Raw genomic sequence first — 19,965 nt, forward strand, 5'->3', positions numbered from 1 at the left:
GGCGCGCGACTCAGTCCGGCTCCGGCCGATGCTGTTCGGACCAGCCGTGGGTCGGCCGGGCGCGGTCTTCGTTGAACATTTCTTCGAGCAATGCGTTGGCTCGTCGGTAGGCGTTGTGGCGGAAGTCGAGGTCGTCCGCCGGATGGGCCACGATCTCGTCGAGCATCTGCAGGTTCAGGCGACGGAACTGGTCCGCGCGCTCCCGCGCTTCGTAGCTGCCCACACCCATCTGCACTAGGGCGCTTCGACCCAGTGCCAGCGCGCTTTCGAAGGTTTCCCGCTCGGCGGCCTCCACGCCCAGTTGCCGCAGGGCGATGATGTGCCCCATGTCCCGGGCCCGGGCAAGCAGCTTCAAGCCGGGGAAGTGTTCCCGGACCAGGCGCGTCAGCTTCAGGTTGTCTTCCTGGTCGTCGATCGCATTGATCATCACCACGGCCTGGCCCGCGCCGGCCGCTTCCAGCAGGTCGAGGCGGGTGGCGTCGCCGTAGAACACTTTCACACCGAATTTGCGCAAGGTCTCGATGTTGTCCGGGTCGTGGTCCAATACCACCACCTCGACGCCGCAGGACATCAGCAGGCGGCCGGCGATCTGCCCGAACCGGCCGAACCCGGCGATGATCACCCGGGGCGTCTGCGGGTCGACCAGGTCGGATTCCTGGCGGTTCTTCTTGCTGGCGGACTCCATGCGCGCCAACAGCAGGATGAGCAACGGCGTCAGGCACATCGACAGGGCCACGGCCAGCGTCAGGCTTTTACCCCATTGCTCGGTCAGGATGCCGGCGACCGTCGCGGCGCCGAACACCACGAAGGCAAATTCGCTGCCCTGGCCCAGCAGCACCGCCTGCCATGAGCGCTGGCCACCGGGGACGTTGAGCAAGCGTGCGATAAGCCGGATCACCAGCAGCTTGATCAGGATGAAACCCAGGGTCAGGGTCAGGACCTTCAGCGGCGCATGGATCAGGGTGCCGAAGTCGATCGACATGCCCACGCCGATAAAAAACAACCCCAGCAGTAAGCCTTTGAACGGCTCGATGTCGCTTTCCAGGGCGTGCCGGTATTCCGAGCTGGCCAGCAGCACCCCGGCGAGGAATGCGCCCATCGCCATCGACAGGCCGGCTTCCTCCAGCAGGAACCCGAAACCGAATACCAGGAAGAGGGCGACGGCACTGAAGATTTCCCGCAGGCCGGATTTGGCGACAAAGCGCAGCAGCGGCCGGGAAACGTAACGGCCGAGCACCACGACAAGGCCGACTGCCGCGACGATCTTGCCGATCGACAAGGCCAGGTCGGCGCCTGACGGGGTTCCGCCGTGGGCCGCCAACAGGGGGATCATGGCCACCAGGGGAATGGCGGCGATGTCCTGGAACAACAGCACGGCAAAACTGCTGCGCCCCACGGCAGTCGCGGTCAGGTTGCGTTCACTCATGGCCTGCATGGCAATGGCCGTGGAGGACAGGCTCAAGGTCAGGCCCACTAGCAGCGCCGCCGTCCAGTTCAGGCCAAGCAGCGCGCAGAACGAGGCGATGGCTGCGCCACAGGCGAGCATTTGCAGCGCGCCGCCGCCAAACACCATTTTGCGCAGCGCCCACAAGCGCTTGGGGTCCAGTTCGAGGCCGATGATGAAGAGCATCAGCACCACGCCGATCTCGGCGAATTCCAGGATCGCCTTGACGTCGGTGACGAGCTTCAGGCCCCAGGGGCCGATGGCGCAACCGGCGAGCAGGTAGCCCAGCACCGGGCCCAGCCCCAACCGGACGGCGATCGGCACGATCAGAGCCGCCGAGCCCAGGTAGATGAGCATTTCAATCAGGCTATGTGTTTCCATTTCAATCGTCCTTCCAGGCGGCCAGGCGAGCGCAATAGTGCTCGATTTGTGCGTCTTGGGCGTCGCAGGCACCGGCATACGCGCCGTGCACGACCACCGGCTCCAGCCACCGCATGTGGCAGTAGAGGGCTGTCGCGTGGAGGGGTTGGGCCAGCGCCGGGAACCCGGGGTAGTCGCCCATCTGGAAATGATCGTGCGCGCCACCGGTGGTGACGGCCCACAGCAAGGGCTTGCCCTTGAGGGCGACGGCGCCCTTGCCATAGGCCCAGCCCTGGGTGAACACCTTGTCGATCCACAATTTCATCAGCGGTGGGGCGCTGTACCAGTACATCGGGTGTTGCAGCACCACCAGTTGCGCTTGCTCGACTGCCCGCTGTTCGGCCTCGACATCGATGTCGAAGTCCGGATACAGCTCGTAGAGGGAGCGGATGACCACTTCCGGGTGACGGGCGGCGCGCCTGAGCATCTCCTGGTTGACCCGCGATTTATCGGGGTAGGGATGGGCGTAAATGATAAGAATCATCGGGTGAACTCCATAACGTTCAATTGGCTCCGTCGATCCTTTGGTACACGTGAGCGAAGGGGGAACGATTGCGCCCGAGCGCGGTGTCGGGCAGAAAAAAAGCGCCTTCCCGGACAGGGCCGGGGCAGCGGGGCCGGACATCCTATCGAGGAAGGCGCCGATTGTTTAGCGCATTATTCGTTGTGGGGGTTTTTCCAGCCGTTGCCGGGCTAACCATTCAAGGGCAGCAGGACCTTGGCCTCCAGGCCGCCACCGCGACGATTGTTCAGGCTCAGCGTCCCGCCATGCTCCAGCACGGTGGCCCGGGCTGCTGACAGGCCCAGGCCGACACCGCCGGTGTTTTTGTTGCGTGAGCCTTCGAGACGGAAGAACGGAGCGAATACCCGCTCCTGGTATTCGGGGGCAATGCCTGGGCCGCGGTCGAGGATGCGAATCTCGACGTGATCGGTCCAGGCCTTGAGTTGCACCGCCGGTTCGCTGCCGTACTTGATCGCGTTGTCGATCAGGTTCACCAAGGCGCGCTTGATCCCGATGGGCCGGCCGACATAGACGAACCGCTGGGCGCCCTCGAAGGCCACCTCGATGCCGGCGTCCTTGAAATCATCGACGACGGTGTGCAGCAGTTCGGCCAGGTCGAAGGCGGTGGCATGCTCCAGCCGGGCGTCGTCGCGGAAGAACTCCAGGGCCGAGTTGACCATCGCCTGCATCTCGTCCACGTCCCTGAACAGCCGGGATTGCTGCTCGGCATCGTCGATGAACTCCCCGCGCAGGCGCATGCGGGTCAACGGTGCCCGCAGGTCATGGGAGATGGCGGCGAGCATCTGCGTGCGGTCTTCGATGAAGTGCCTGAGCTGGGCCTGCATGGCATTGAAGGCGAGGATCGCCTGGCGGATTTCGTAAGGGCCGATCACGGGAATGGGCGGGGCCCGGTGATCCACGCCAAAGCGCCTGGCCCCTTCGGCGAAGCGTTCCAGGGGCGCGGCCAGGTGCCGGGTGGCGACCAGCGCCACGATGAAGGTCGACAGCAGGATCAACGCCAGGATGATCAGGTTGCGCTCCCAGTCTTCCAGCCCCCAATTGCGCGCGGGCATGGAAAACATCACCCACGAATGATCGCTCAGTTCGATCAGTGCGGCGTAGCGCGCGCCGGGTTCGCCAGCGGGCCAGTCGCTCGGCTCGTAGCCTTCTATCCGCGCATCCGGCCTGCCCAGTTGCTGGCGCAGCCGCGCCGCGCCGTCGTTGTATTGCGGGTCGTCATCGACCACTGGCACTCGAGCGTCGTCATGGTGTTGCAGCCATTGCGTGCTGAATGCCTGGTCGCTGGCGGCCCTGGCGATGGCGGGGCGCTGTTCGGGCGTTGCCGAGTCGATGATGCGGCTGATGGCGGAGATCTTTTCGAACAGGCCGGTTTCCATCAGGGGCGGGCGCGCCCAGGCATCGGCCAATTGGCTGAACAGCGCGTTCAGGGCCAGCAACGTCAGCATGGCACCGAGGGTCGTCAGGGCGATCCAGCGCGCCAGGGTGTCCCGTGGGCGCTTGGCGCCCGAGCGCGGCGGTTTCATCGTTTTACCACCTGGGGCGTGAACAGGTAGCCGCCGTTGCGCACGGTGCGGATCATCGACGCGCCGGTGCTGTCGGTTTCCAGCTTGCGGCGTAGCCGGCTGACTTGCACGTCGATGCTGCGGTCGAACGCGTCGTAAGTCTCGCCACGGGCCATGTCCAGCAACTGCTGGCGGCTGAGCACCCGGCGCGGGTGCTCGACGAAGACCAGCAACAGTTCGAACTCGCCGGTGGAGAGCGGGATCATGACGTTGTCCGGTGAACGCAGTTCGCGGCGGGTGACGTCCAGTTGCCAGTTATCGAACGCCAGCACCCAGCGGGACGTGTCGTTGGCGGGGCTCCTGGTTTCGCCGGTGCGCCTGAGGACGGCGCGGACCCGGGCCAGGAGTTCGCGGGCATCGAACGGTTTGGTCAGGTAGTCGTCCGCCCCCAGCTCCAGGCCCACGACGCGGTCACTCAATTCGCCCATGGCGGTGAGCATGACGATGCCCACGGTGTGCTCGGCCCGCAGTCGCTGGCACAGCACCAGGCCACTGTCGCCCGGCAGCATGACGTCGAGGATGATCAGGTCCGGCAACCGGCGTTCCACCGCTTGCCAGAGGGCGCGACCGTCGGCGGCCACGTCCACGCTGTAACCGTGTAGTTCGAGGAATTTGCGCAAGAGGGCGAGGACTTCGAGGTCGTCGTCCACCAGTAGTAAATGGCTCACGGCGGGCACGCTGGGCAAGGAATACAGGCGTCGATACTAGGGTCAATCCAGGGCCCGCGTCATATATTTCAATCCGGAAATAAAGTTACCGCTGGGCAATGTTGCGGAAATCTTCGGGCAAGAAAACGGCGGCAGGATTGCGCCGGTGTCAGTCAGTTTGCCTGCGACCACACTCGCCACGGGCATTCAGGCAGCACTTCCTCAATTCCTTGCCGAGACAGCCCCGTATGCCGCTCACCGATCCCGCTTCGTTACGTGTTCGATATTCCCTGGTCCTGGCACTCGCCGCCCTCGCCAGCGGCTGTGCCCAGACGCCGGCGGCCACGCCCGGCCGTTGCGAGCATGCGCGCTATGGCGTCCATGATCCCGCCGAGCCCATCAACCGCGGCATCTTCGCTTTCAACCGGACGGTGGATGACTATGCGCTGGCCCCGGTGGCCCGCGGTTACCGCAAGCTCCCTGGGTTCTTCCAGGCCGGTGTGCACAACTTCGTGGCGAACTTCGGCGAGCCCAAAGTGTTCGTCAACGACCTGCTGCAAGGCAACGCCCAGCGCTCGGTCAACACCCTGGGCCGTTTCGTGATCAACACCACGGCGGGCATCGTCGGTCTGGTCGATGTCTCCGGCAAACTGGGTATTGAACGCCACGAGGCCGATTTCGGCCAGACGTTCGGCGTCTGGAACGTCGCGGCGGGGCCGACCGTGGAACTGCCGATACTGGGAACGGCCAACCTGCGGGACGCTACGGGCAAGGTGATCGATTTCATGGTCAGCCCGTTCGGTGACAACAGCAGTACCGTCGACACCCTGGGCACGCTCAACACCGCCGGCGGCATCGTCGATGGACGTGCGCAGGCGTTGCCGCTGACAGACGAACTGCGAGCCCGACCGGACTATTACGCGGCCCTGCGAGAGGCCATGGCGCAGCGGCGCGCCGATGTTGTCGCCGAGGGCAAGCTGGGCGCGGTGGTGACCGATCAATCAACGTGCCCGGACGAGGAGAACGCCGATGAGTAGGGGCGCGCTGGTCTTGCATCGACGGATGCGCACGCTTGAGCAGGGGGCCTTGCACTGCCGCGAGGTGGAGCTGCACCTGGCCGAGGATGGGCGCCATGTGGTGCTCAGCCGCTATGTCGAGCGGTTCAGCCAGGACAATGTCGGTTGGTGCGCCGTGCACCAGCATCGAGTGGCGTTGGTGGACATGGTGCGCTGGATGGTCGAGAACGGCGAGCGCTGAGGACGCTGGCTGTCAAATTGCCAGCTTTTCCGACCGCGGATCAATGAAACATTTCTACATACTTGAGGCTCAAGAATGGTTGTACGATGTCGTATCTAATGTGTTCGACTGTGGCCCGTTTCTCACAAAAAAAATAACGGAGATTCCATCCATGTCGAGCATTCCGTCCGTCGAAGGCAAGGCCGCCGCGCCCGCCCAAGGCCGCTTTGTACGAATACTCAAGCTTCTGGGCCCGGGCATCATCGCGGTCCTTTCCTGGCTCGGCGCCGGCGACCTGATCACCTCTTCGGTGGCCGGTGCGAACTACGGCTACGCGATGATGTGGGTGCTGGCGGTGTCGCTGCTGCTCAGATACCTGATCGTCAACATCATCGCGCGCTTCCAGCTCTGCAATAACCAGGGCATGACCATCTTGCAGGGGTACGCCCAGCTCAACCCGTTCTTCGCCTGGTTCCTGCTGGTCTATGCGCTGCTCATGGGCCACTTGATGAACGCCTACATGATCAAGGGCGCCGGCGAGTCCTTGGCGATGCTGCTGCGGGTGGACTACCCGTTGCTGTGTTCGATGGCGGTGGTGCTCGCGGTGTGGCTGCTGGTGGGGCGCAACATCTATTCGATGATCGAAGGGGTGATGAAGGCGCTGCTGGCGATCATGACCCTGGCGTTCATCGCCCTGGCCGTGATGTCCGGACCGGATGTGGTGGGAATCGTCAAAGGCACCATCGGCTTCAGCATTCCTGCGGACGAAGGTGTCCACGGTGCGCTGCTGGTGGCAGTCTCGGTGATTGGCGCGGTGGCCGGCTCGATTGCCAACTTCGTGCATCCATACGTCATGCGCCAGAAGGGCTGGACCGGGCCCGAGCACAAGCGCATCCAGCGCAACGACCTGCTGTTCGCGGTGTTCGTGGGGATCGTCATCAACCTGGCGATCTGGATCGTCGGCGCCGAGATCCTGCGGCCCAACGGCATTGAAGTCAAAACCCTGGGTGACCTGGGCAAGGCGTTGGAAATCTTCTTCGGCCCCATCGGCTGGTACGTGTTCTTCGTCGGTGTATTCGCCACGCTGTTCGCCAGTATTTCCGGCAAGACCACGGCGTTCCCGATGCTCATTACCGATGCCTTCCAGCACGTCTTGCCCAAGCGTCGGGAGCGCTACGGCAAGGAGTTCCACCGTGACCCGATGCACAAGTGGTTCATGCTCTTCATCCTCGTCACACCGTTGATCTGGTCGATGCCCGGCATGCCGGACTTTGTCACCCTGACCATCGGTGTCAGCGCGCTGAACATCGTCGGCCTGCCGGTCATTTCCCTGGGCCTGTTGATCATGTCCAACCAGAAATCGTTGCTGAGCAAGCAATACCGCAACAACCTGTTCGAGAACATCGCACTGTTGTTTGCCACGGGGCTGGCGCTGTGGGTGGCGTTCCAGCTGGGGGTCGATCTGTTCACCTGATGGGCGATAGGCCCGGCTCGATAGGGGACTGCTAGACTTCACCGTCCAGTCCCTCTCTCGGAGAACGCGGATGAACAACAAGAACACGATCTGTCTCTGGTACGACGGCGCTGCGCTGCAAGCGGCCCAGTTCTATGCGCAGACCTTCCCGGACAGCAAGGTGCTGGCCGTGCACCGTGCGCCGGGCGATTTCCCTTCGGGCAAGCAGGGCGATGAGTTGACGGTGGAGTTCACGGTGATGGGCATCCCGTGCCTGGGGTTGAACGGAGGGCCGTCGGTCAAGCACGGCATTGCGTTTTCCTTTCAAGTGGCCACTGATGACCAGGCCGAAACCGACCGCTTGTGGCACGCGATTGTGAGCAACGGCGGGCAGGAAAATGCCTGTGGCTGGTGTACGGACAAGTGGGGCATCTCCTGGCAGATCACCCCTCGGGTCCTGAGCGAGGCCGTCACTCACCCGGACCAGGCGATCGCCAAGCGCGCCTTCGACGCCATGATGACCATGACCAAGATCGACATCGCGGCGATCGAGGCGGCCGTCAGGGGTTGATCACGGCTGATCCACCGCCTTCGCGAGCAAGCTCGCTCCCACAAAGGTGCGCGGTGGGGCGCCGCAGAGCCATTTGTGGAAGCGAGCTTGCTCGCCAAGGCGTCGGCCGAAGACTTACCCCTTGCCACCCTCCGGCAACTTGGCAATCACCTTGATTTCAAACTCAAACCCATACAACCAGGTCACACCGACCGCCGTCAGGGTCGGATGCGGAGCGTTGCCCCAGAATTCGGGCACAACCTCCCAGATGGCCTCGAATTTCGCTTCGGGGTCGACGATGAAAACGGTGACGTCCACCACGTCGTCGAAGGTGCAATCGGCGGCCGCGAGAATCGCTTTCAGGTTGTTGAACGCCTGCCGCACCTGGGCTTGCAGTTCGGGCACCGGCGAACCCTCCTCGGTGCTGCCGACCTGCCCGGACACGAACAGAAACCCGTTGGAACGAATGGCCGGCGAATAGCGATTGCGCTCGTAAAGCGCCTGGCGTCCGGCGGGGAAAACAACGTCACGCTGTGTCATGCAGACCTCCATCAATGGGCCGTGAGCGACCCGAAATCAACGATGAAGTCACTCTAGGGACTTGTGCCCAGGCGATAAACGAGCAACCTTGGCGATCACTGTTTGTAAAACCCAAACAATCCGACAAGTGCCGAGGCAGATATGGATCGTTTCGATGCGATGCAGGCGTTCGTGCGGGTGGTGGAGGCGGGCAGCTTCACCAAGGCTGCCGAGACCCTGCACATGAGCAAGACCACCGTGACGCAACTGGTCCAGCAACTGGAGGCGCGCTTGCGGGTCAGGTTGCTCAATCGCACCACGCGCAAGGTCAACGTCACCGCTGACGGCGCGGCCTATTACGAACGGGTGATCCGGCTGCTGGCGGACATGGACGATGCCGAGACCAGCCTCGCCGGTGCGCAGACCTTGCCCCGTGGACGGCTGCGGGTGGACGTGCCGAGTCCGCTCGCTGCCATGATCCTGGTGCCGGCCTTGCCTGCGTTCTATGCGCGGTACCCGGACATCCAGATCGACCTGGGTGTCAGCGACCGGATTGTCGACATGCTCGATGAAAACGTCGATTGCGTGGTGCGTGGCGGCGAGCTGGTGGATCAGTCACTGGTTGCCCGGCGCATCGGCGATTTGGCCCTGGGCATTTTCGCCGCGCCGGGTTACCTGGCGCGTCACGGCGCGCCGGATCATCCGCAGGCGCTGGAAGATTCCCAGCACCGTGTCGTTGGTTTCCTCTGGGCGCGCACGCGCAAACCCATGCCGTATGCGATGCATCGCCGGGGCGAGCGCTTGCAGGTCAAGGGCCGCTACGCGTTGGCCGTCGACGATGGCAACGCCTACCTGGCGGCGGGCCTCGCGGGGCTGGGGGTGCTGTGGCTGCCCCGGTACATGTCCAGGCCATACGAAGTGCAAGGCCAGCTCGTGCCGCTTTTCGAAGACTGGCGCATAGACCCCATGCCGCTCTACCTGGCCTATCCGCCGAACCGCCACCTCAGCGCCAAGTTGCGGGTGTTCATCGAATGGGTCGCGGAGTTGATGGCGTTGCATGCGCCCGTTATCAATCGTCATGATCCGTGACTACTGACCGCTGCATGCATTTCCAAGCAAGGAAGACGGATGATCGCCCAGGCAATCGTGATACTGCTGGACTACGCGTTGTACCTGATACCCGGCCTGGTGCTCTTCGGGCTGTGGTTCGGCTTGACGCCCAAGGCCCTGACGGGAACGCGTATTTTGATTCTGCTGATGGCGTTCGTGCTGATGCGCGACGTGATGACACCGCTGCGCCTGTGGTCGCTCAAGGGGGACTTGCAGATCAGCTTTCTCGCCAACCCGTTCGTGCTGGCCACACTGGGGCTGTCGTCGCTGGGGCTGATCGCACTGAGTGCTCGCTTGTTGCCCGATCTGTGGCAACTGGTGGTGTTGTCCAAGGGGCGTCGATTGACGGGCGTTGCCCTGGGCGTCGGCGTGGGAGGCTTGATCGGCTTGCCGCTGCGGCTTTGTCAAGCGACTGATGCGGCAATGCTGCCAGGCTATTGGGCATGGTTGCCGGGCATGGTGGTGCTGGCCTATGGCGCCAATATGCTCGAAGAAGTGCTGTTTCGCGGTTTCCTTCAGGGCCATCTCGAACAGCATGTCAGCGCCCTGCGAGCGGCGCTGATCAGTGGTGTGGCGTTTGCGGCGTGCCATGGGTTCCTCGCCTTGAGCGTGACGTCGCTTGGCTGGCCAATTCTTCTTTTCACGTTGGTGGAGGGGTTGGCTTGTGGGTGGGTGCGCATGCGCCACGGGGTCGTGGCATCGACCGCGACGCACGGTACCGCGATCTTGCTGATGGCGGTACCGATGGTGGGCAACGGCTGAAGCAAACCAGATGCAAGAGGGGTCGAAGGCGTATCGATACCTTGAATCGAGTTGAACCTGGGCGCCCTGGATGCCCCTGATCAGTTGATGCCGACCTACGAGTGCTGGACCCGGCGGCGCGAGGCCTGGTTGCCGGCGTTCGTGCACATGAAACCGTACGCAGGCGACCGTGAGGGCCCAGGGCGGTCAGAGCCGTAGGCGATCAACCGAAGCCGACAATCGCCTTGGTCTCCAGATACTCCTCGAACCCATGGACGCCATACTCGCGGCCATTGCCCGAGCGCTTGTAGCCACCGAACGGCGCCATCGGATTCCACGCCGGGTAGTTCAACAGCACCTGGCCTGCGCGAATGCGCGACGCCACGCTGCGCACCTGGTCGAGGTCCTGGCCCTGGACATGGGCCCCGAGGCCGTAGACGGTGTCGTTGGCGATGGCGACGGCTTCGTCCAGCGTGTCGTAGGGGATGATGCACAGCACCGGGCCGAAGATCTCTTCCTGGGCGATGCGCATGGCGCTGTCCACCTGGGAGAATACCGTCGGCCGGGCATAGAAACCTTTGTCAAAGCCGGGCACGCGGCCTGGCCCGCCGCACAGCAATTTTGCGCCTTCCTCCAGGCCGAGGGCGATCATGCCTTGCACGCGGTTGAACTGCGCTTCGTTGGCGATGGGGCCGAGGACGGTGGCTTCCGATTGCGGATCGCCAACGATGATCGCGTTGGCGGTCGCGGCCGCGAGGGCTTCGACTTCCGCCAGGCGACTGCGCGGCACGATCATCCGGGTCGGTGCGCTGCAGGACTGGCCGACGTTGCGAAATGCCGACATCACGCCTGGCGGCACGGCCTTGGCCAAGTCCGCGTCCGGCATCAGCAGGTTCGGTGATTTGCCGCCCAGTTCCTGGGTGACGCGCTTGACCGTGGGCGCGGCGGCCTGGGCCACCAGCGCGCCGGCGCGGTTCGAGCCGGTGATGGAGATCATGTCGATGTCCGGATGCGCCGCCATGGCCGCGCCGACGTCGGCACCACTGCCGTTCACCAGGTTGAAGACGCCTGGAGGGAGGCCTGCGTCATGCACCAGTTGGGCGAAGAGCAGGGCGCTCAACGGCGACAGCTCGCTGGGTTTGAGGACCACCGTGCAGCCGGCGGCAATCGCCGGGGCGACCTTGGCGGTGATCTGGTACAGCGGCCAGTTCCACGGCGTGATGAGGCCGCAGACGCCGATGGGCTCGCGGTCGATGGCGGTGCCGTTCTCGACCTTGCGAAACGCATAGGTGGCCAGCAGGTCACGGGCCACCCGGACATGTTCGGCCGCCAGCGGCACCTGCATGGCCCGGGCGAAACCGATGGCGGCGCCCATTTCCAGCGAGAGCGTCTGGGCCAATGCCTCCTTGTGTTCGAGGATCAGCTCATGGAGTCTGCCCAGGATCGATGCGCGCGTGGCCACCGGGGTCGCGGCCCACCCCGCAAAGGCCCCACGGGCGGCGGCCACTGCCCGGTCAACGTCCTCGCTGGAGCCGCGGGCGACTTCGGCGATCACCGCTTCGGTGGCCGGATTGACCACCGGCAGCGTGGCCGGGTGGGCCGCAAACGACCAGTCGCCATTGATGTAAAACTGCCCATGCGTCAGCGGGCTATTCGAAGATCGGGTGGTCATCCAACGGGCTCCCATGGGGCGTGATGCGATGGCCGGCAGCAGATCGCGATGCCGTTTCTCGTCAATAAACTATCAAAGCCGTTGCGATGGCTTGTGCCGTTGTTGAGCCTGGCAAAGGATAATCTGCTGTATCTGCCGGGCAGACGGGGCAAAACGTAGCGGCGCAGGTTTCATGGCGCAAAAAACCTCGGGTCGTCAGCCGATGGCTTGGGCGGTTCAGACAAGCTTGCCGGTGCTCGCGATCGAGAGCGGCGTGGCGAAGGCCAACGGCTCGGTGAAGCGGCGGATGTCGAACGGGCTGATCAAGGTGCTGGTGCTGCCGGTGCTGATCAACTCGGCCATGACATCGCCGACGCCTGGGCCGAGCTGGAAACCATGTCCGCAGAACCCGAAGGCGTAGAACAGCCCCGGCACCTTGCCGCTGGGGCCCATGATCGGCAGCGAGTCCGGGGTATAGCTCTCGATGCCGCTCCACACGCGGATGATGTTGAGGTGGCCGATCCCTGGCAGCAGGCGACTCATCTGGTGCATCTGGTTGAGCAGGCTTTCCGGCTGGAAGTAGGCGCGACGGTTGATCATGTCCGGCTTGCAGCGGTTGCCACCGCCGATGATGAGGTTGCCCCGGGGGATCTGCCGGAAGTAGATCACTTCTTCCTTGATCTTGGTGAACACCCCGATCACCGTCGGTAACGCATAGGGCACCGGTTCAGTGACCGACATCTGCGGCCCGTTGGGCTCCAGGGGCACGGCTTCGTCGAACTGTTCGGACAGCCTTGCCCCCCAGGCGCCCGCCGTGATCAGCAGCTGCTCGCCGATGAACTGCTGGCCGTCGGTGGTGGTTACGTGGAATTCGCCGTTGACCTTTTGCACGTCGGCCAATTCCGTGCGTTCGCGGACGTGGGCCCCGGCCCGGGTTGCCGCGCGGGCAAAGGCCGGTGCCGCCAGGCGCGGATTGGCGTGACCGTCGTGGGGGGCGTACGAGCCGCCCTTGACCTCGGGGCCGAGGAAGGGAAAGCGCTCGTGCAAGGCTTTGCCGGTGATGATCTGCAAATCCAGCGCCCGGGCCTCGGGGGCGTCGGCGTAGGCCTGCAGCTCGGCGATCTCGTCTTCGCGATAACACACGCGCATGTGGCCGCTGGGAATGAATTCCAGGTCGTCGCCGATCAGTTCGGGTAGCCGTTTCCATAACCCGTAGGAGCGGTTGGACAGCTCCAGTTGGCCAAGGAATCGCCCTTGGCGCCGCACGTTGCCGAAGTTCACCCCACTGGCGTACTGGCCGATCAGGTCGCGTTCGAGCAACGTCACCGAACGCCCGCGCTGGCGCAGGAAAAACGCCGACGCCGCGCCCATGATGCCGCCGCCGATAATCAATACATCGCTTTTTTGTGGCTTCATGATGTGTGCTCGATAGGCCCATGGGGCGAGGGTGAACAGGTGCCCGCGGGGACACCGGCCAGCGCTTCGATTTCGATGAGGTAACCGTGATGCAGGGCCGGCACCGGGACCACGGCCCGGGCAGGGCGGTGCTCGCCCAGGTAGCGGGCGTAGAGGCGGTCGAAGGCCGGCCAGTGTTCGATGCCGGCGACATAGACCGTCACCTTCACCAGGTCGCCGGGTGTGCAACCGGCTGCGCCGAGAATCGCCATCAGGTTATCCAGGGCAATGCAGGCCTGGGCCTCGAACGGCTCGCCGACGCTGTGGCTGCCATCGGCGCGTACCGGCAGTTGCCCGGACACATAGAGCACGCCCCGGTGCACCACGGCCTGGGTGTAATGCCCACCCGGCGCGGCGGCCTGGGGAGTATGAATCAAGGCGATTTCACCAGCCATGCAGGCGACTCCAGGTCTGGATTTCGCCGCTGGCCTCCCAGGCGCTGTACTGAGGAAACTGCGCGCCCGTGGCGCACGCGTGGTTGGGCAGGATGCGCAGGCGGCTGCCGATGGGAAACCGTGTCGTGATGTCCACGTTTTCGGGCCGTTCCAGGGTGATGATGCCGTGCTCCTGATTGGCGCCGGTGAGCCGCGCGCCGTCGATCCAGTCGCCGGCCTCGCTGCACACCTGGCCGTAGCCAAAGTCGCGCCGTTGGCGCTGCGTCCCCCGGTCGCGACTCATGGCCATCCAGCCGGCATCGGTGATGATCCAGCCTTTGTCTTTCTGATGACCGATCACGGTGGTCAGTACGCTCAGGGCCAACTCGTCGGCGGAGCAAACACCGACGTTGTGCATCACCAGGTCGAAGAACACATACACCCCGGCGCGAACTTCGGTGACGCCTTCCAGGTGCTGCGCCGACAAGGCCGTGGGTGTCGAGCCGATGCTGACCTGCGGGCAGGCCAGGCCGGCTTCGCGGATGCGCTGGGCGGCGCTGACACAAGCGTGCCGCTCCTGTTCAGCCAAGGCTTGCAGCGCCTGGGGCGTGTCGAGTTCGTAGCTGGATCCGGCGTGGGTCATCACGCCGCACAGGTGCATGCCGCCGTCGCTGAGCGTGTTCGCGATGTCGACGAGCGACGGGTCCTCGATCCGCAGGCCGGATCGATGGCCGTCGCAATCGATCTCGATCCAGACGGCGAAACGTTCGTTGTGGTGCCGGCCGAAATCGACGACGGCCTGGGCGGCGGCCAGGCTGTCGACCAGGAGGCTCAGCTGGCAGCCCTTGCGCCTGAGGGCCAGGGCCTGGGGCAATTTGCCAGGAGCCATGGCGACCGCATAGAAGATGTCCTGGATGCCGTTGGCGAAACAGTGTTGCGCTTCCTTCAAGGTGGAGACGGTGACCCCGCTGGCGCCGGCCTGGATCTGCGCCTGGATCACGGGCAGGCATTTGCTGGTCTTGATGTGCGGGCGCAGATGGACGCCCAATGCGTCCATGCGTTGCTGCATGCGCTGGATATTGCGCTGCATTCGCGGCACATCGATGAGCGCGACCGGGGTGTCGAGAGAGGCGAGGGAGACGGGCATGGGCAGGGCTCGGTGAGGGGAGACAGGGCGACTCTACGCAGCCATCGTGAAGTTATGGTTCAATGCTTCGTCATCTATCATTAAGTTGAATTGAATGATTGCCATCGAAGACCTGCGCATGGCCGTGACGCTGGCGCGTTCCGATTCGTTGAGTGCCGCCGCCAGGGCCCTCAATGTCTCGCCGCCGGCGTTGTCCATGCGCTTGCGCAAGCTGGAAACGCTGCTCGGCCTGACCTTGGCCAACCGCGACGCCCGGCGCCTGAGCCTGACCGCCGACGGCGAGCGGTTCTCGCGCCAGAGCGCGTTGTTGCTTGAGCAGTTGGAGGCGCTGCCCGAGTCGTTCAAGCAACAAGACGATCAGATGGCCGGCACCCTCAGGCTGGCGGCGCCGTTCGGCTATGGTCGACAACGCATCGCGCCGCTGCTGGCCCGTTTCGCCCGGCTGCATCCGCACCTGTGCCTGCACCTGGATTTGCGCGAAACGCCCTGGCCTGATCGCCATGACAGCGACGCGGTGATACACGTCGGCGCCCTCAGTGACAGCCAGTGGGTGGCCCGGCCCCTGACCCAGAATGACCGATGGCTCTGCGCAAGTCCGGCCTATCTGGAGCAGTACGGTACGCCTGCGTTACCTGAGCAACTGGCCGAGCACCGCTGCATCTGCATTCGGGAAAACGATGAAGACGTCACGCTGTGGCATCTGCGCAACGGGCAGACGCGCAAGACATTGCGCATCAAGCCTGCGCTATTGAGCAACGACGGCAGCGTGGCCCGGCGTTGGGCCGAGCAGGGGCTGGGCTTGGTGCTGCGTTCGCAATGGGACGTCAGCAAAGCCATCGCCGAAGGCCGCCTGGTGCGGGTGCTCGCCGATTGGCAATTCGACAGCGCCCCGATCAACCTGCTGGTGCCCTCGCGCAAGCTGCGCAGCGCACGGGTACAGGCCTTGGTGAGCTTCTTCGAGGCTGAATTGAAGGCCTGAGTTCTACAGGCCTACCGCCTTCGCGAGCAAGCTCGCTTCCACAGTGGTTTGGTGGTGTGCATCCAGTGCAGCAACACCCGATACCTCCTGTGGGCGCGAGCTTGATCGCGAAAGCGATCGTCCATTCCACACAGCCGTCAGCACTGCCTATTCCAGGCGTAGATTCTGCCGTAAAGCACCCTTTGCAGCGCCGGTTTGCGCACCATAACTGCCCGCAAAGCCTCAGAAACACGGGTGCAGCGCCCACGCCTGGAGCATCCCGCAAAGTCTGCTGAGGGAGCCCCGCAAAACGGTGGTTTGTACCAAGCGGCCAGTATTTTTAACCGTTTTTCCACGGTCTCATGGTGTTGTAATGAAAACGTGATGCAGCGATGCCGCGACGCCTCACGACCCGCAGCAATGTTTGCCACGTCAGGCCCTCAACCATCATCAGGACCCGCACTCATGAGCTTTCTTCGACCCAAGTACATCACCTTCGACTGCTACGGCACGTTGACCAATTTCCAGATGGGCACCATGACCCGCGAGCTGTTTGCCGACCGTGTCAGCGCCGGGCAGATGGACCAGTTCGTCACGGACTTCGCCGCCTATCGCCTGGACCAGGTGATGGGTGACTGGCGGCCCTATGATGAAATCATCAAGACCTCCCTGATGCGGGTCTGCAAGCGTTGGGGCGTCGAGTACCGGGGCGAAGGCCAGCTCTATTACGATGCCGTTCCCACCTGGGGCCCGCACGCCGATGTACCGGCGGGCCTGTCGAAGATCGCCGACAAGATCCCTCTGGTGATTTTCTCCAACGCGATGGACGAGCAGATCATGTCCAACGTCGACAAGCTCGGCGCGCCTTTCCATAAAGTCTTCACCGCCCAGCAGGCCCAGGCCTACAAGCCGCGCCTGGCGGCCTTCGAATTCATGCTCGACAACTTAGGTTGCGGGCCGGAGGACGTGCTGCACGTCTCGTCCAGTTTCCGCTACGACCTGATGCCCGCCCACGACATGAAGATCAGGAACAAAGCCTTCGTCGCCCGTGGCCATGAACAACCGGGCAACGCCATCTACGGCTACCACCAGATCGCCGATATCGGTGGCTTGCCCGGCCTGGTCGGGCTCTGAGGCGCACGCACTCTTCAAGGTCAAAGGGGTTAGACATGGGCAGTGAGTCCTATTGGCTCGATACCGCACCGGTATTTACCGGTGCCCAGCTCGGCGGGTTGCCGGGGCAGGTCGACGTCGCCATCGTCGGTGGCGGCTTCACCGGCCTGGCGGCGGCCCGCGCCTTGGCCTTGAAAGGCGCCAGCGTGGCGGTGCTGGAGGCCGGCAGGGTGATCGGCGAAGCCTCGGGGCGCAACGGCGGCCATTGCAGCACCGGCGTGGCCCAGGACTACGCCGCACTCACCGCCAGCCTTGGCGCCGATAAGGCGCGTGCCTACTACCAGGCCTACGAAAGCGCGGTGCAAAGCGTCGTTTCGCTGGTGGAGCAGGAGGGGATTGCCTGCGACCTCAAGCGCAACGGCAAGCTCAAACTGGCCGCCAAGCCGATGCACTACGAAGGGTTGGCGCGCACCTGCGAGCTGATTCGCAAGGAGGTCGATGCCCAGGTCCAATTGCTGTCCGCGCAAGAGACCCGGGCGGAGGTCAACTCCAGCCAGTTCCACGGCGGCCTGTTGCAGCGCAACGGCGTGCAGATGCACGTCGGGCGCTTCGGGATCGGCCTGGCCGAGGCGGCGGCGCGTCACGGCGCGCTGATCTTCCAGGGCGTCACGGTCAAGGACTGGAAGGCCAGCGCCGGCGGCTATCAGGTCAACACCAGCAAGGGCACGTTGCACGCCTCGCAGGTCTTGTTGGCGACCGGCGCCAGCCAGCAGGGCGGCTTGGGTTGGTATCGGCGGCGCATTGTCCCGGTGGGCAGCTTCGTGGTGGCTACCGAGGTGTTGCCGGACGCATTGATCGACAGCCTGCTGCCGGCCCGGCGCTCCTATGTCACCAGCCGGATGATCGGCAATTACTTCCGGTTGACGCCGGACAATCGCCTGCTGTTTGGCGGCCGCGCGCGGTTTGCCATGTCCGACAGCGTGTCCGATGCCAAGAGCGGCAAGGTGCTGCAAGCGGCGATGGTGCGGATGTTCCCGCAACTGGCGAACACCCGGATCGATTATTGCTGGGGCGGCCTGGTGGACATGACGTCCGATCGCCTGCCCCGGGCCGGGCAGCATGGCGGGGTGTTCCACTCCATGGGCTACAGCGGCCATGGCGTGCAGATGTCGGTGCACATGGGCCAGGTCATGGCCGAGGTCATGGCCGGCAAGGCCGAGGCCAATCCTTGGCGTGAACTCGATTGGCCGGCCATCCCCGGCCACTTCGGCAAGCCTTGGTTCCTGCCGTTGGTGGGGGCGTACTACCGGCTGCAGGACTACCTGCACTGAGTTTCATGAAGTTGCTTGGCGTTCCATTCACGTTGCGTCAACCGTGCGCAACCGAGCCCTTATCACTTGGAAAGGTAGAACTGACATGACTGACAATAAGAACAGCATCGACAGCCAGTTGATTACCGGCACAGAAAGTCTGCGTGTTTTCGAAGGGCTCAACCGCGGCATGTCGCGTCGCCACGCCTTGCAGATGCTGGGACTGGCGGGTGTCGCGGCAGCGGGGGCCGGCAGCCTGTTCGGCGCCGCGGGCAAGTTGTTCGCCGATGAACAGGCCAACCCCGGCAAAGGCAAGCCCGGCGGGCGTATCCGCGTCGCGGGCATCTCCAGCTCGACCGCCGATACCCTGGACCCGGCCAAAGGCTCGTCGTCCACCGACTACGTACGTCACTACATGTTCTACAACGGCCTGACCCGTTTCGACAGCCACATGGTGCCGCAACTGGAGCTGGCCGAACGCATCGACACCACCGACGCCACGCTCTGGGTCGTCACCCTGCGCAAGGAAGTGACGTTCCACAACGGCAAGGGACTGACTGCTGCCGATGTGGTGTATTCGCTGATGCGCCACAAGGACCCGATCACCGGTTCCAAGGTCATGTCGCTGGCGGAGCAGTTCGCCGAGGTCAAGGCCACCGGCACCCACGAGGTGCAGATCCGCCTGAGCGGCCCGAATGCCGAACTGCCGTCGATCCTCGCCGTTTCTCACCTGCTGATCGTCCCGGAGGGCACCAGCGACTTCAACCAGGGCATCGGGACCGGGCCGTACAAGGTCAAGGAGTTCAAGCCTGGGGTGCGTTCGATCGGTGCACGCAACACCGGCTACTGGAAACCCGGCCTGCCGTACCTGGACGAGATCGAATTCATCGGCATCGGCGACGAACCATCGCGGGTCAACGCGCTGCTGTCGGGCGACGTGCAGATCATCAACGAGGTCAACCCGCGCTCGACCACGCGGATCAAGGACAGCAGCGGCCACCGTGTGGTGGATTCCCCGTCGGGCAACTACACCGACCTGATCATTCGCCAGGACCAGATGCCCGGCCAGAGCGCCGAGTTCACCGAGGCGCTGAAACTGCTGCTGGACCGCGAGCAGGTCAAGTCGGCGATCTTCCGTGGCTTCGCCCGGGTCGGCAACGACCACCCCATCGCCCCCGGCGCGCGGTTCTACAACGCCGACCTGCCGCAGCGGGTCTACGACCCGGAGAAGGCCAGGTTCCTGCTCAAGAAGGCCGGCATGGAAAGCATCAGCATGCCGCTGATGTGCTCGCCGGCCGCCACCGGTTCGGTGGATGTGGCCGTGCTGTTGCAGCAATCGGCCAAGGAAGCCGGGCTCAAGCTCAACGTCAACCGCCTGCCGAGCGATGGCTACTGGTCCAACCACTGGGCCAAGCACCCGCTGAGTTTCGGCAACATCAACCCGCGTCCCAACGCCGACATGCTGTTCTCGCAGTTCTTCCAGTCCTCGGCGCCGTGGAACGAGTCCGGTTGGAAGAACCCGCAGTTCGACCAACTGTTGGTGCAGGCCCGGGGGGAAACCGACGAGGCCAAGCGCGGCAAGATGTACGCCGACATGCAGACCCTGGTGCACGACCACAGCGGCATCGGCATTCCGGTGTTCATCAGCAACATCGACGGCGTCGACCAGCGCGTCAAGGGCTATGGCACCAACCCGCTGGGCGGTTTCATGGGCTACATGTTCGCCGAGCAAGTCTGGCTGGACGCCTGATG

19 protein-coding genes are annotated in these 19,965 nt (G+C 64.0%); 10 read left to right on the forward strand and 9 right to left on the reverse strand.

The features are described from left to right. Positions 1–10: 10 nt before the first annotated feature. The 4 genes from kefC to AD664_RS12200 all read right to left on the reverse strand — a co-directional run bounded on the left by kefC (position 11) and on the right by AD664_RS12200 (position 4,617). A complete protein-coding gene (gene kefC, locus AD664_RS12185) occupies positions 11–1,825 on the reverse strand; it encodes a glutathione-regulated potassium-efflux system protein KefC (RefSeq protein WP_053146817.1) in 1,815 nt (604 codons plus the stop codon). Between the two features lies 1 nt (position 1,826). After that, positions 1,827–2,348 (reverse strand): glutathione-regulated potassium-efflux system oxidoreductase KefF, encoded by a 522-nt coding sequence (kefF, locus tag AD664_RS12190; RefSeq protein ID WP_053146819.1) that lies wholly within the window; start codon positions 2,346–2,348, stop codon positions 1,827–1,829. Positions 2,349–2,557: 209 nt separating this feature from the next. Then, the gene (locus AD664_RS12195; RefSeq protein ID WP_053146821.1) at positions 2,558–3,910 is read right to left on the reverse strand and encodes a cell wall metabolism sensor histidine kinase WalK; all 1,353 of its coding nucleotides are present in this window, start codon (positions 3,908–3,910) and stop codon (positions 2,558–2,560) included. After that, entirely contained in the window at positions 3,907–4,617 is a 711-nt protein-coding gene (locus tag AD664_RS12200) for a response regulator (protein WP_053147071.1), read from the reverse strand. The genes AD664_RS12195 and AD664_RS12200 overlap by 4 nt, the downstream gene beginning before the upstream one ends. Positions 4,618–4,844: 227 nt before the next feature. Between AD664_RS12200 and AD664_RS12205 the strand changes: the two genes are divergently transcribed. From AD664_RS12205 to AD664_RS12220, 4 genes are all read left to right on the forward strand, one after another. Next, complete coding sequence (locus AD664_RS12205; protein ID WP_053146822.1) at positions 4,845–5,633, forward strand: VacJ family lipoprotein; 789 nt, start codon at positions 4,845–4,847, stop codon at positions 5,631–5,633. Beyond that, positions 5,626–5,853 (forward strand): hypothetical protein, encoded by a 228-nt coding sequence (locus AD664_RS12210; protein WP_053146823.1) that lies wholly within the window; start codon positions 5,626–5,628, stop codon positions 5,851–5,853. Before AD664_RS12205 ends, AD664_RS12210 begins: the two co-directional genes overlap by 8 nt. A gap of 151 nt (positions 5,854–6,004) precedes the next feature. After that, positions 6,005–7,306: an Nramp family divalent metal transporter gene (locus tag AD664_RS12215; RefSeq protein ID WP_053146824.1), complete on the forward strand. Its 1,302-nt coding sequence runs from the start codon at positions 6,005–6,007 to the stop codon at positions 7,304–7,306. Between the two features lie 70 nt (positions 7,307–7,376). Beyond that, positions 7,377–7,856 (forward strand): VOC family protein, encoded by a 480-nt coding sequence (locus tag AD664_RS12220; protein WP_042729100.1) that lies wholly within the window; start codon positions 7,377–7,379, stop codon positions 7,854–7,856. Positions 7,857–7,970: 114 nt separating this feature from the next. Here the strand turns inward: AD664_RS12220 and AD664_RS12225 are convergent, their stop codons facing one another. Then, a complete protein-coding gene (locus AD664_RS12225) occupies positions 7,971–8,375 on the reverse strand; it encodes a RidA family protein (RefSeq protein ID WP_042729099.1) in 405 nt (134 codons plus the stop codon). 141 nt (positions 8,376–8,516) lie between these two features. On the opposite strand from AD664_RS12225, the gene AD664_RS12230 reads away from it, so the two are divergent. Together AD664_RS12230 and AD664_RS12235 are read left to right on the forward strand one after the other, a co-directional pair. Then, the gene (locus AD664_RS12230; protein ID WP_053146825.1) at positions 8,517–9,443 is read left to right on the forward strand and encodes a LysR family transcriptional regulator; all 927 of its coding nucleotides are present in this window, start codon (positions 8,517–8,519) and stop codon (positions 9,441–9,443) included. 39 nt (positions 9,444–9,482) lie between these two features. Continuing rightward, positions 9,483–10,226 carry a CPBP family intramembrane glutamic endopeptidase gene (locus tag AD664_RS12235; protein WP_042729097.1) on the forward strand — a complete coding sequence of 248 codons (744 nt, stop codon included), beginning with the start codon at positions 9,483–9,485 and terminating at the stop codon, positions 10,224–10,226. Between the two features lie 202 nt (positions 10,227–10,428). Here the strand turns inward: AD664_RS12235 and AD664_RS12245 are convergent, their stop codons facing one another. The 4 genes from AD664_RS12245 to AD664_RS12260 form a co-directional block, all read right to left on the reverse strand. Then, the gene (locus AD664_RS12245) at positions 10,429–11,877 is read right to left on the reverse strand and encodes an aldehyde dehydrogenase family protein (RefSeq protein ID WP_053146826.1); all 1,449 of its coding nucleotides are present in this window, start codon (positions 11,875–11,877) and stop codon (positions 10,429–10,431) included. Between the two features lie 216 nt (positions 11,878–12,093). Continuing rightward, positions 12,094–13,272, reverse strand: coding sequence for an FAD-binding oxidoreductase (locus AD664_RS12250; RefSeq protein WP_053146827.1), 1,179 nt, complete (start codon positions 13,270–13,272; stop codon positions 12,094–12,096). Continuing rightward, positions 13,269–13,706: a RidA family protein gene (locus AD664_RS12255; protein ID WP_053146829.1), complete on the reverse strand. Its 438-nt coding sequence runs from the start codon at positions 13,704–13,706 to the stop codon at positions 13,269–13,271. The genes AD664_RS12250 and AD664_RS12255 overlap by 4 nt, the downstream gene beginning before the upstream one ends. Further along, entirely contained in the window at positions 13,696–14,832 is a 1,137-nt protein-coding gene (locus AD664_RS12260) for a DSD1 family PLP-dependent enzyme (protein WP_053146831.1), read from the reverse strand. Before AD664_RS12260 ends, AD664_RS12255 begins: the two co-directional genes overlap by 11 nt. A 94-nt stretch (positions 14,833–14,926) precedes the next feature. On the opposite strand from AD664_RS12260, the gene AD664_RS12265 reads away from it, so the two are divergent. The 4 genes from AD664_RS12265 to AD664_RS12280 all read left to right on the forward strand — a co-directional run bounded on the left by AD664_RS12265 (position 14,927) and on the right by AD664_RS12280 (position 19,963). Further along, complete coding sequence (locus tag AD664_RS12265; RefSeq protein ID WP_053146833.1) at positions 14,927–15,811, forward strand: LysR family transcriptional regulator; 885 nt, start codon at positions 14,927–14,929, stop codon at positions 15,809–15,811. 444 nt (positions 15,812–16,255) lie between these two features. Beyond that, the gene (locus tag AD664_RS12270; RefSeq protein WP_042729090.1) at positions 16,256–16,924 is read left to right on the forward strand and encodes a haloacid dehalogenase type II; all 669 of its coding nucleotides are present in this window, start codon (positions 16,256–16,258) and stop codon (positions 16,922–16,924) included. Between the two features lie 35 nt (positions 16,925–16,959). Continuing rightward, the gene (locus AD664_RS12275; protein ID WP_053146834.1) at positions 16,960–18,234 is read left to right on the forward strand and encodes an FAD-binding oxidoreductase; all 1,275 of its coding nucleotides are present in this window, start codon (positions 16,960–16,962) and stop codon (positions 18,232–18,234) included. Between the two features lie 85 nt (positions 18,235–18,319). Then, complete coding sequence (locus AD664_RS12280) at positions 18,320–19,963, forward strand: ABC transporter substrate-binding protein (protein WP_053146836.1); 1,644 nt, start codon at positions 18,320–18,322, stop codon at positions 19,961–19,963. Positions 19,964–19,965: the final 2 nt, after the last annotated feature.

Source organism: Pseudomonas sp. P97.38, assembly GCF_001269745.1.
GTDB classification, from domain to species: Bacteria; Pseudomonadota; Gammaproteobacteria; order Pseudomonadales; family Pseudomonadaceae; genus Aquipseudomonas; species Aquipseudomonas chlororaphis_E.

Bases quoted from the DNA above. Each gene is read 5' to 3' on its own strand.
- kefC (WP_053146817.1), bottom strand. From the start codon at position 1,825: ATGGAAACACATAGCCTGATTGAAATGCTCATCTACCTGGGCTCGGCG.
- AD664_RS12270 (WP_042729090.1), top strand. From the start codon at position 16,256: ATGAGCTTTCTTCGACCCAAGTACATCACCTTCGACTGCTACGGCACG.
- AD664_RS12265 (WP_053146833.1), top strand. From the start codon at position 14,927: ATGATTGCCATCGAAGACCTGCGCATGGCCGTGACGCTGGCGCGTTCC.
- AD664_RS12210 (WP_053146823.1), top strand. From the start codon at position 5,626: ATGAGTAGGGGCGCGCTGGTCTTGCATCGACGGATGCGCACGCTTGAG.
- AD664_RS12280 (WP_053146836.1), top strand. From the start codon at position 18,320: ATGACTGACAATAAGAACAGCATCGACAGCCAGTTGATTACCGGCACA.
- AD664_RS12235 (WP_042729097.1), top strand. From the start codon at position 9,483: ATGATCGCCCAGGCAATCGTGATACTGCTGGACTACGCGTTGTACCTG.
- AD664_RS12255 (WP_053146829.1), bottom strand. From the start codon at position 13,706: ATGGCTGGTGAAATCGCCTTGATTCATACTCCCCAGGCCGCCGCGCCG.
- AD664_RS12245 (WP_053146826.1), bottom strand. From the start codon at position 11,877: ATGACCACCCGATCTTCGAATAGCCCGCTGACGCATGGGCAGTTTTAC.
- AD664_RS12250 (WP_053146827.1), bottom strand. From the start codon at position 13,272: ATGAAGCCACAAAAAAGCGATGTATTGATTATCGGCGGCGGCATCATG.
- AD664_RS12195 (WP_053146821.1), bottom strand. From the start codon at position 3,910: ATGAAACCGCCGCGCTCGGGCGCCAAGCGCCCACGGGACACCCTGGCG.
- AD664_RS12215 (WP_053146824.1), top strand. From the start codon at position 6,005: ATGTCGAGCATTCCGTCCGTCGAAGGCAAGGCCGCCGCGCCCGCCCAA.
- AD664_RS12260 (WP_053146831.1), bottom strand. From the start codon at position 14,832: ATGCCCGTCTCCCTCGCCTCTCTCGACACCCCGGTCGCGCTCATCGAT.
- AD664_RS12220 (WP_042729100.1), top strand. From the start codon at position 7,377: ATGAACAACAAGAACACGATCTGTCTCTGGTACGACGGCGCTGCGCTG.
- AD664_RS12230 (WP_053146825.1), top strand. From the start codon at position 8,517: ATGGATCGTTTCGATGCGATGCAGGCGTTCGTGCGGGTGGTGGAGGCG.
- AD664_RS12205 (WP_053146822.1), top strand. From the start codon at position 4,845: ATGCCGCTCACCGATCCCGCTTCGTTACGTGTTCGATATTCCCTGGTC.
- kefF (WP_053146819.1), bottom strand. From the start codon at position 2,348: ATGATTCTTATCATTTACGCCCATCCCTACCCCGATAAATCGCGGGTC.
- AD664_RS12225 (WP_042729099.1), bottom strand. From the start codon at position 8,375: ATGACACAGCGTGACGTTGTTTTCCCCGCCGGACGCCAGGCGCTTTAC.
- AD664_RS12275 (WP_053146834.1), top strand. From the start codon at position 16,960: ATGGGCAGTGAGTCCTATTGGCTCGATACCGCACCGGTATTTACCGGT.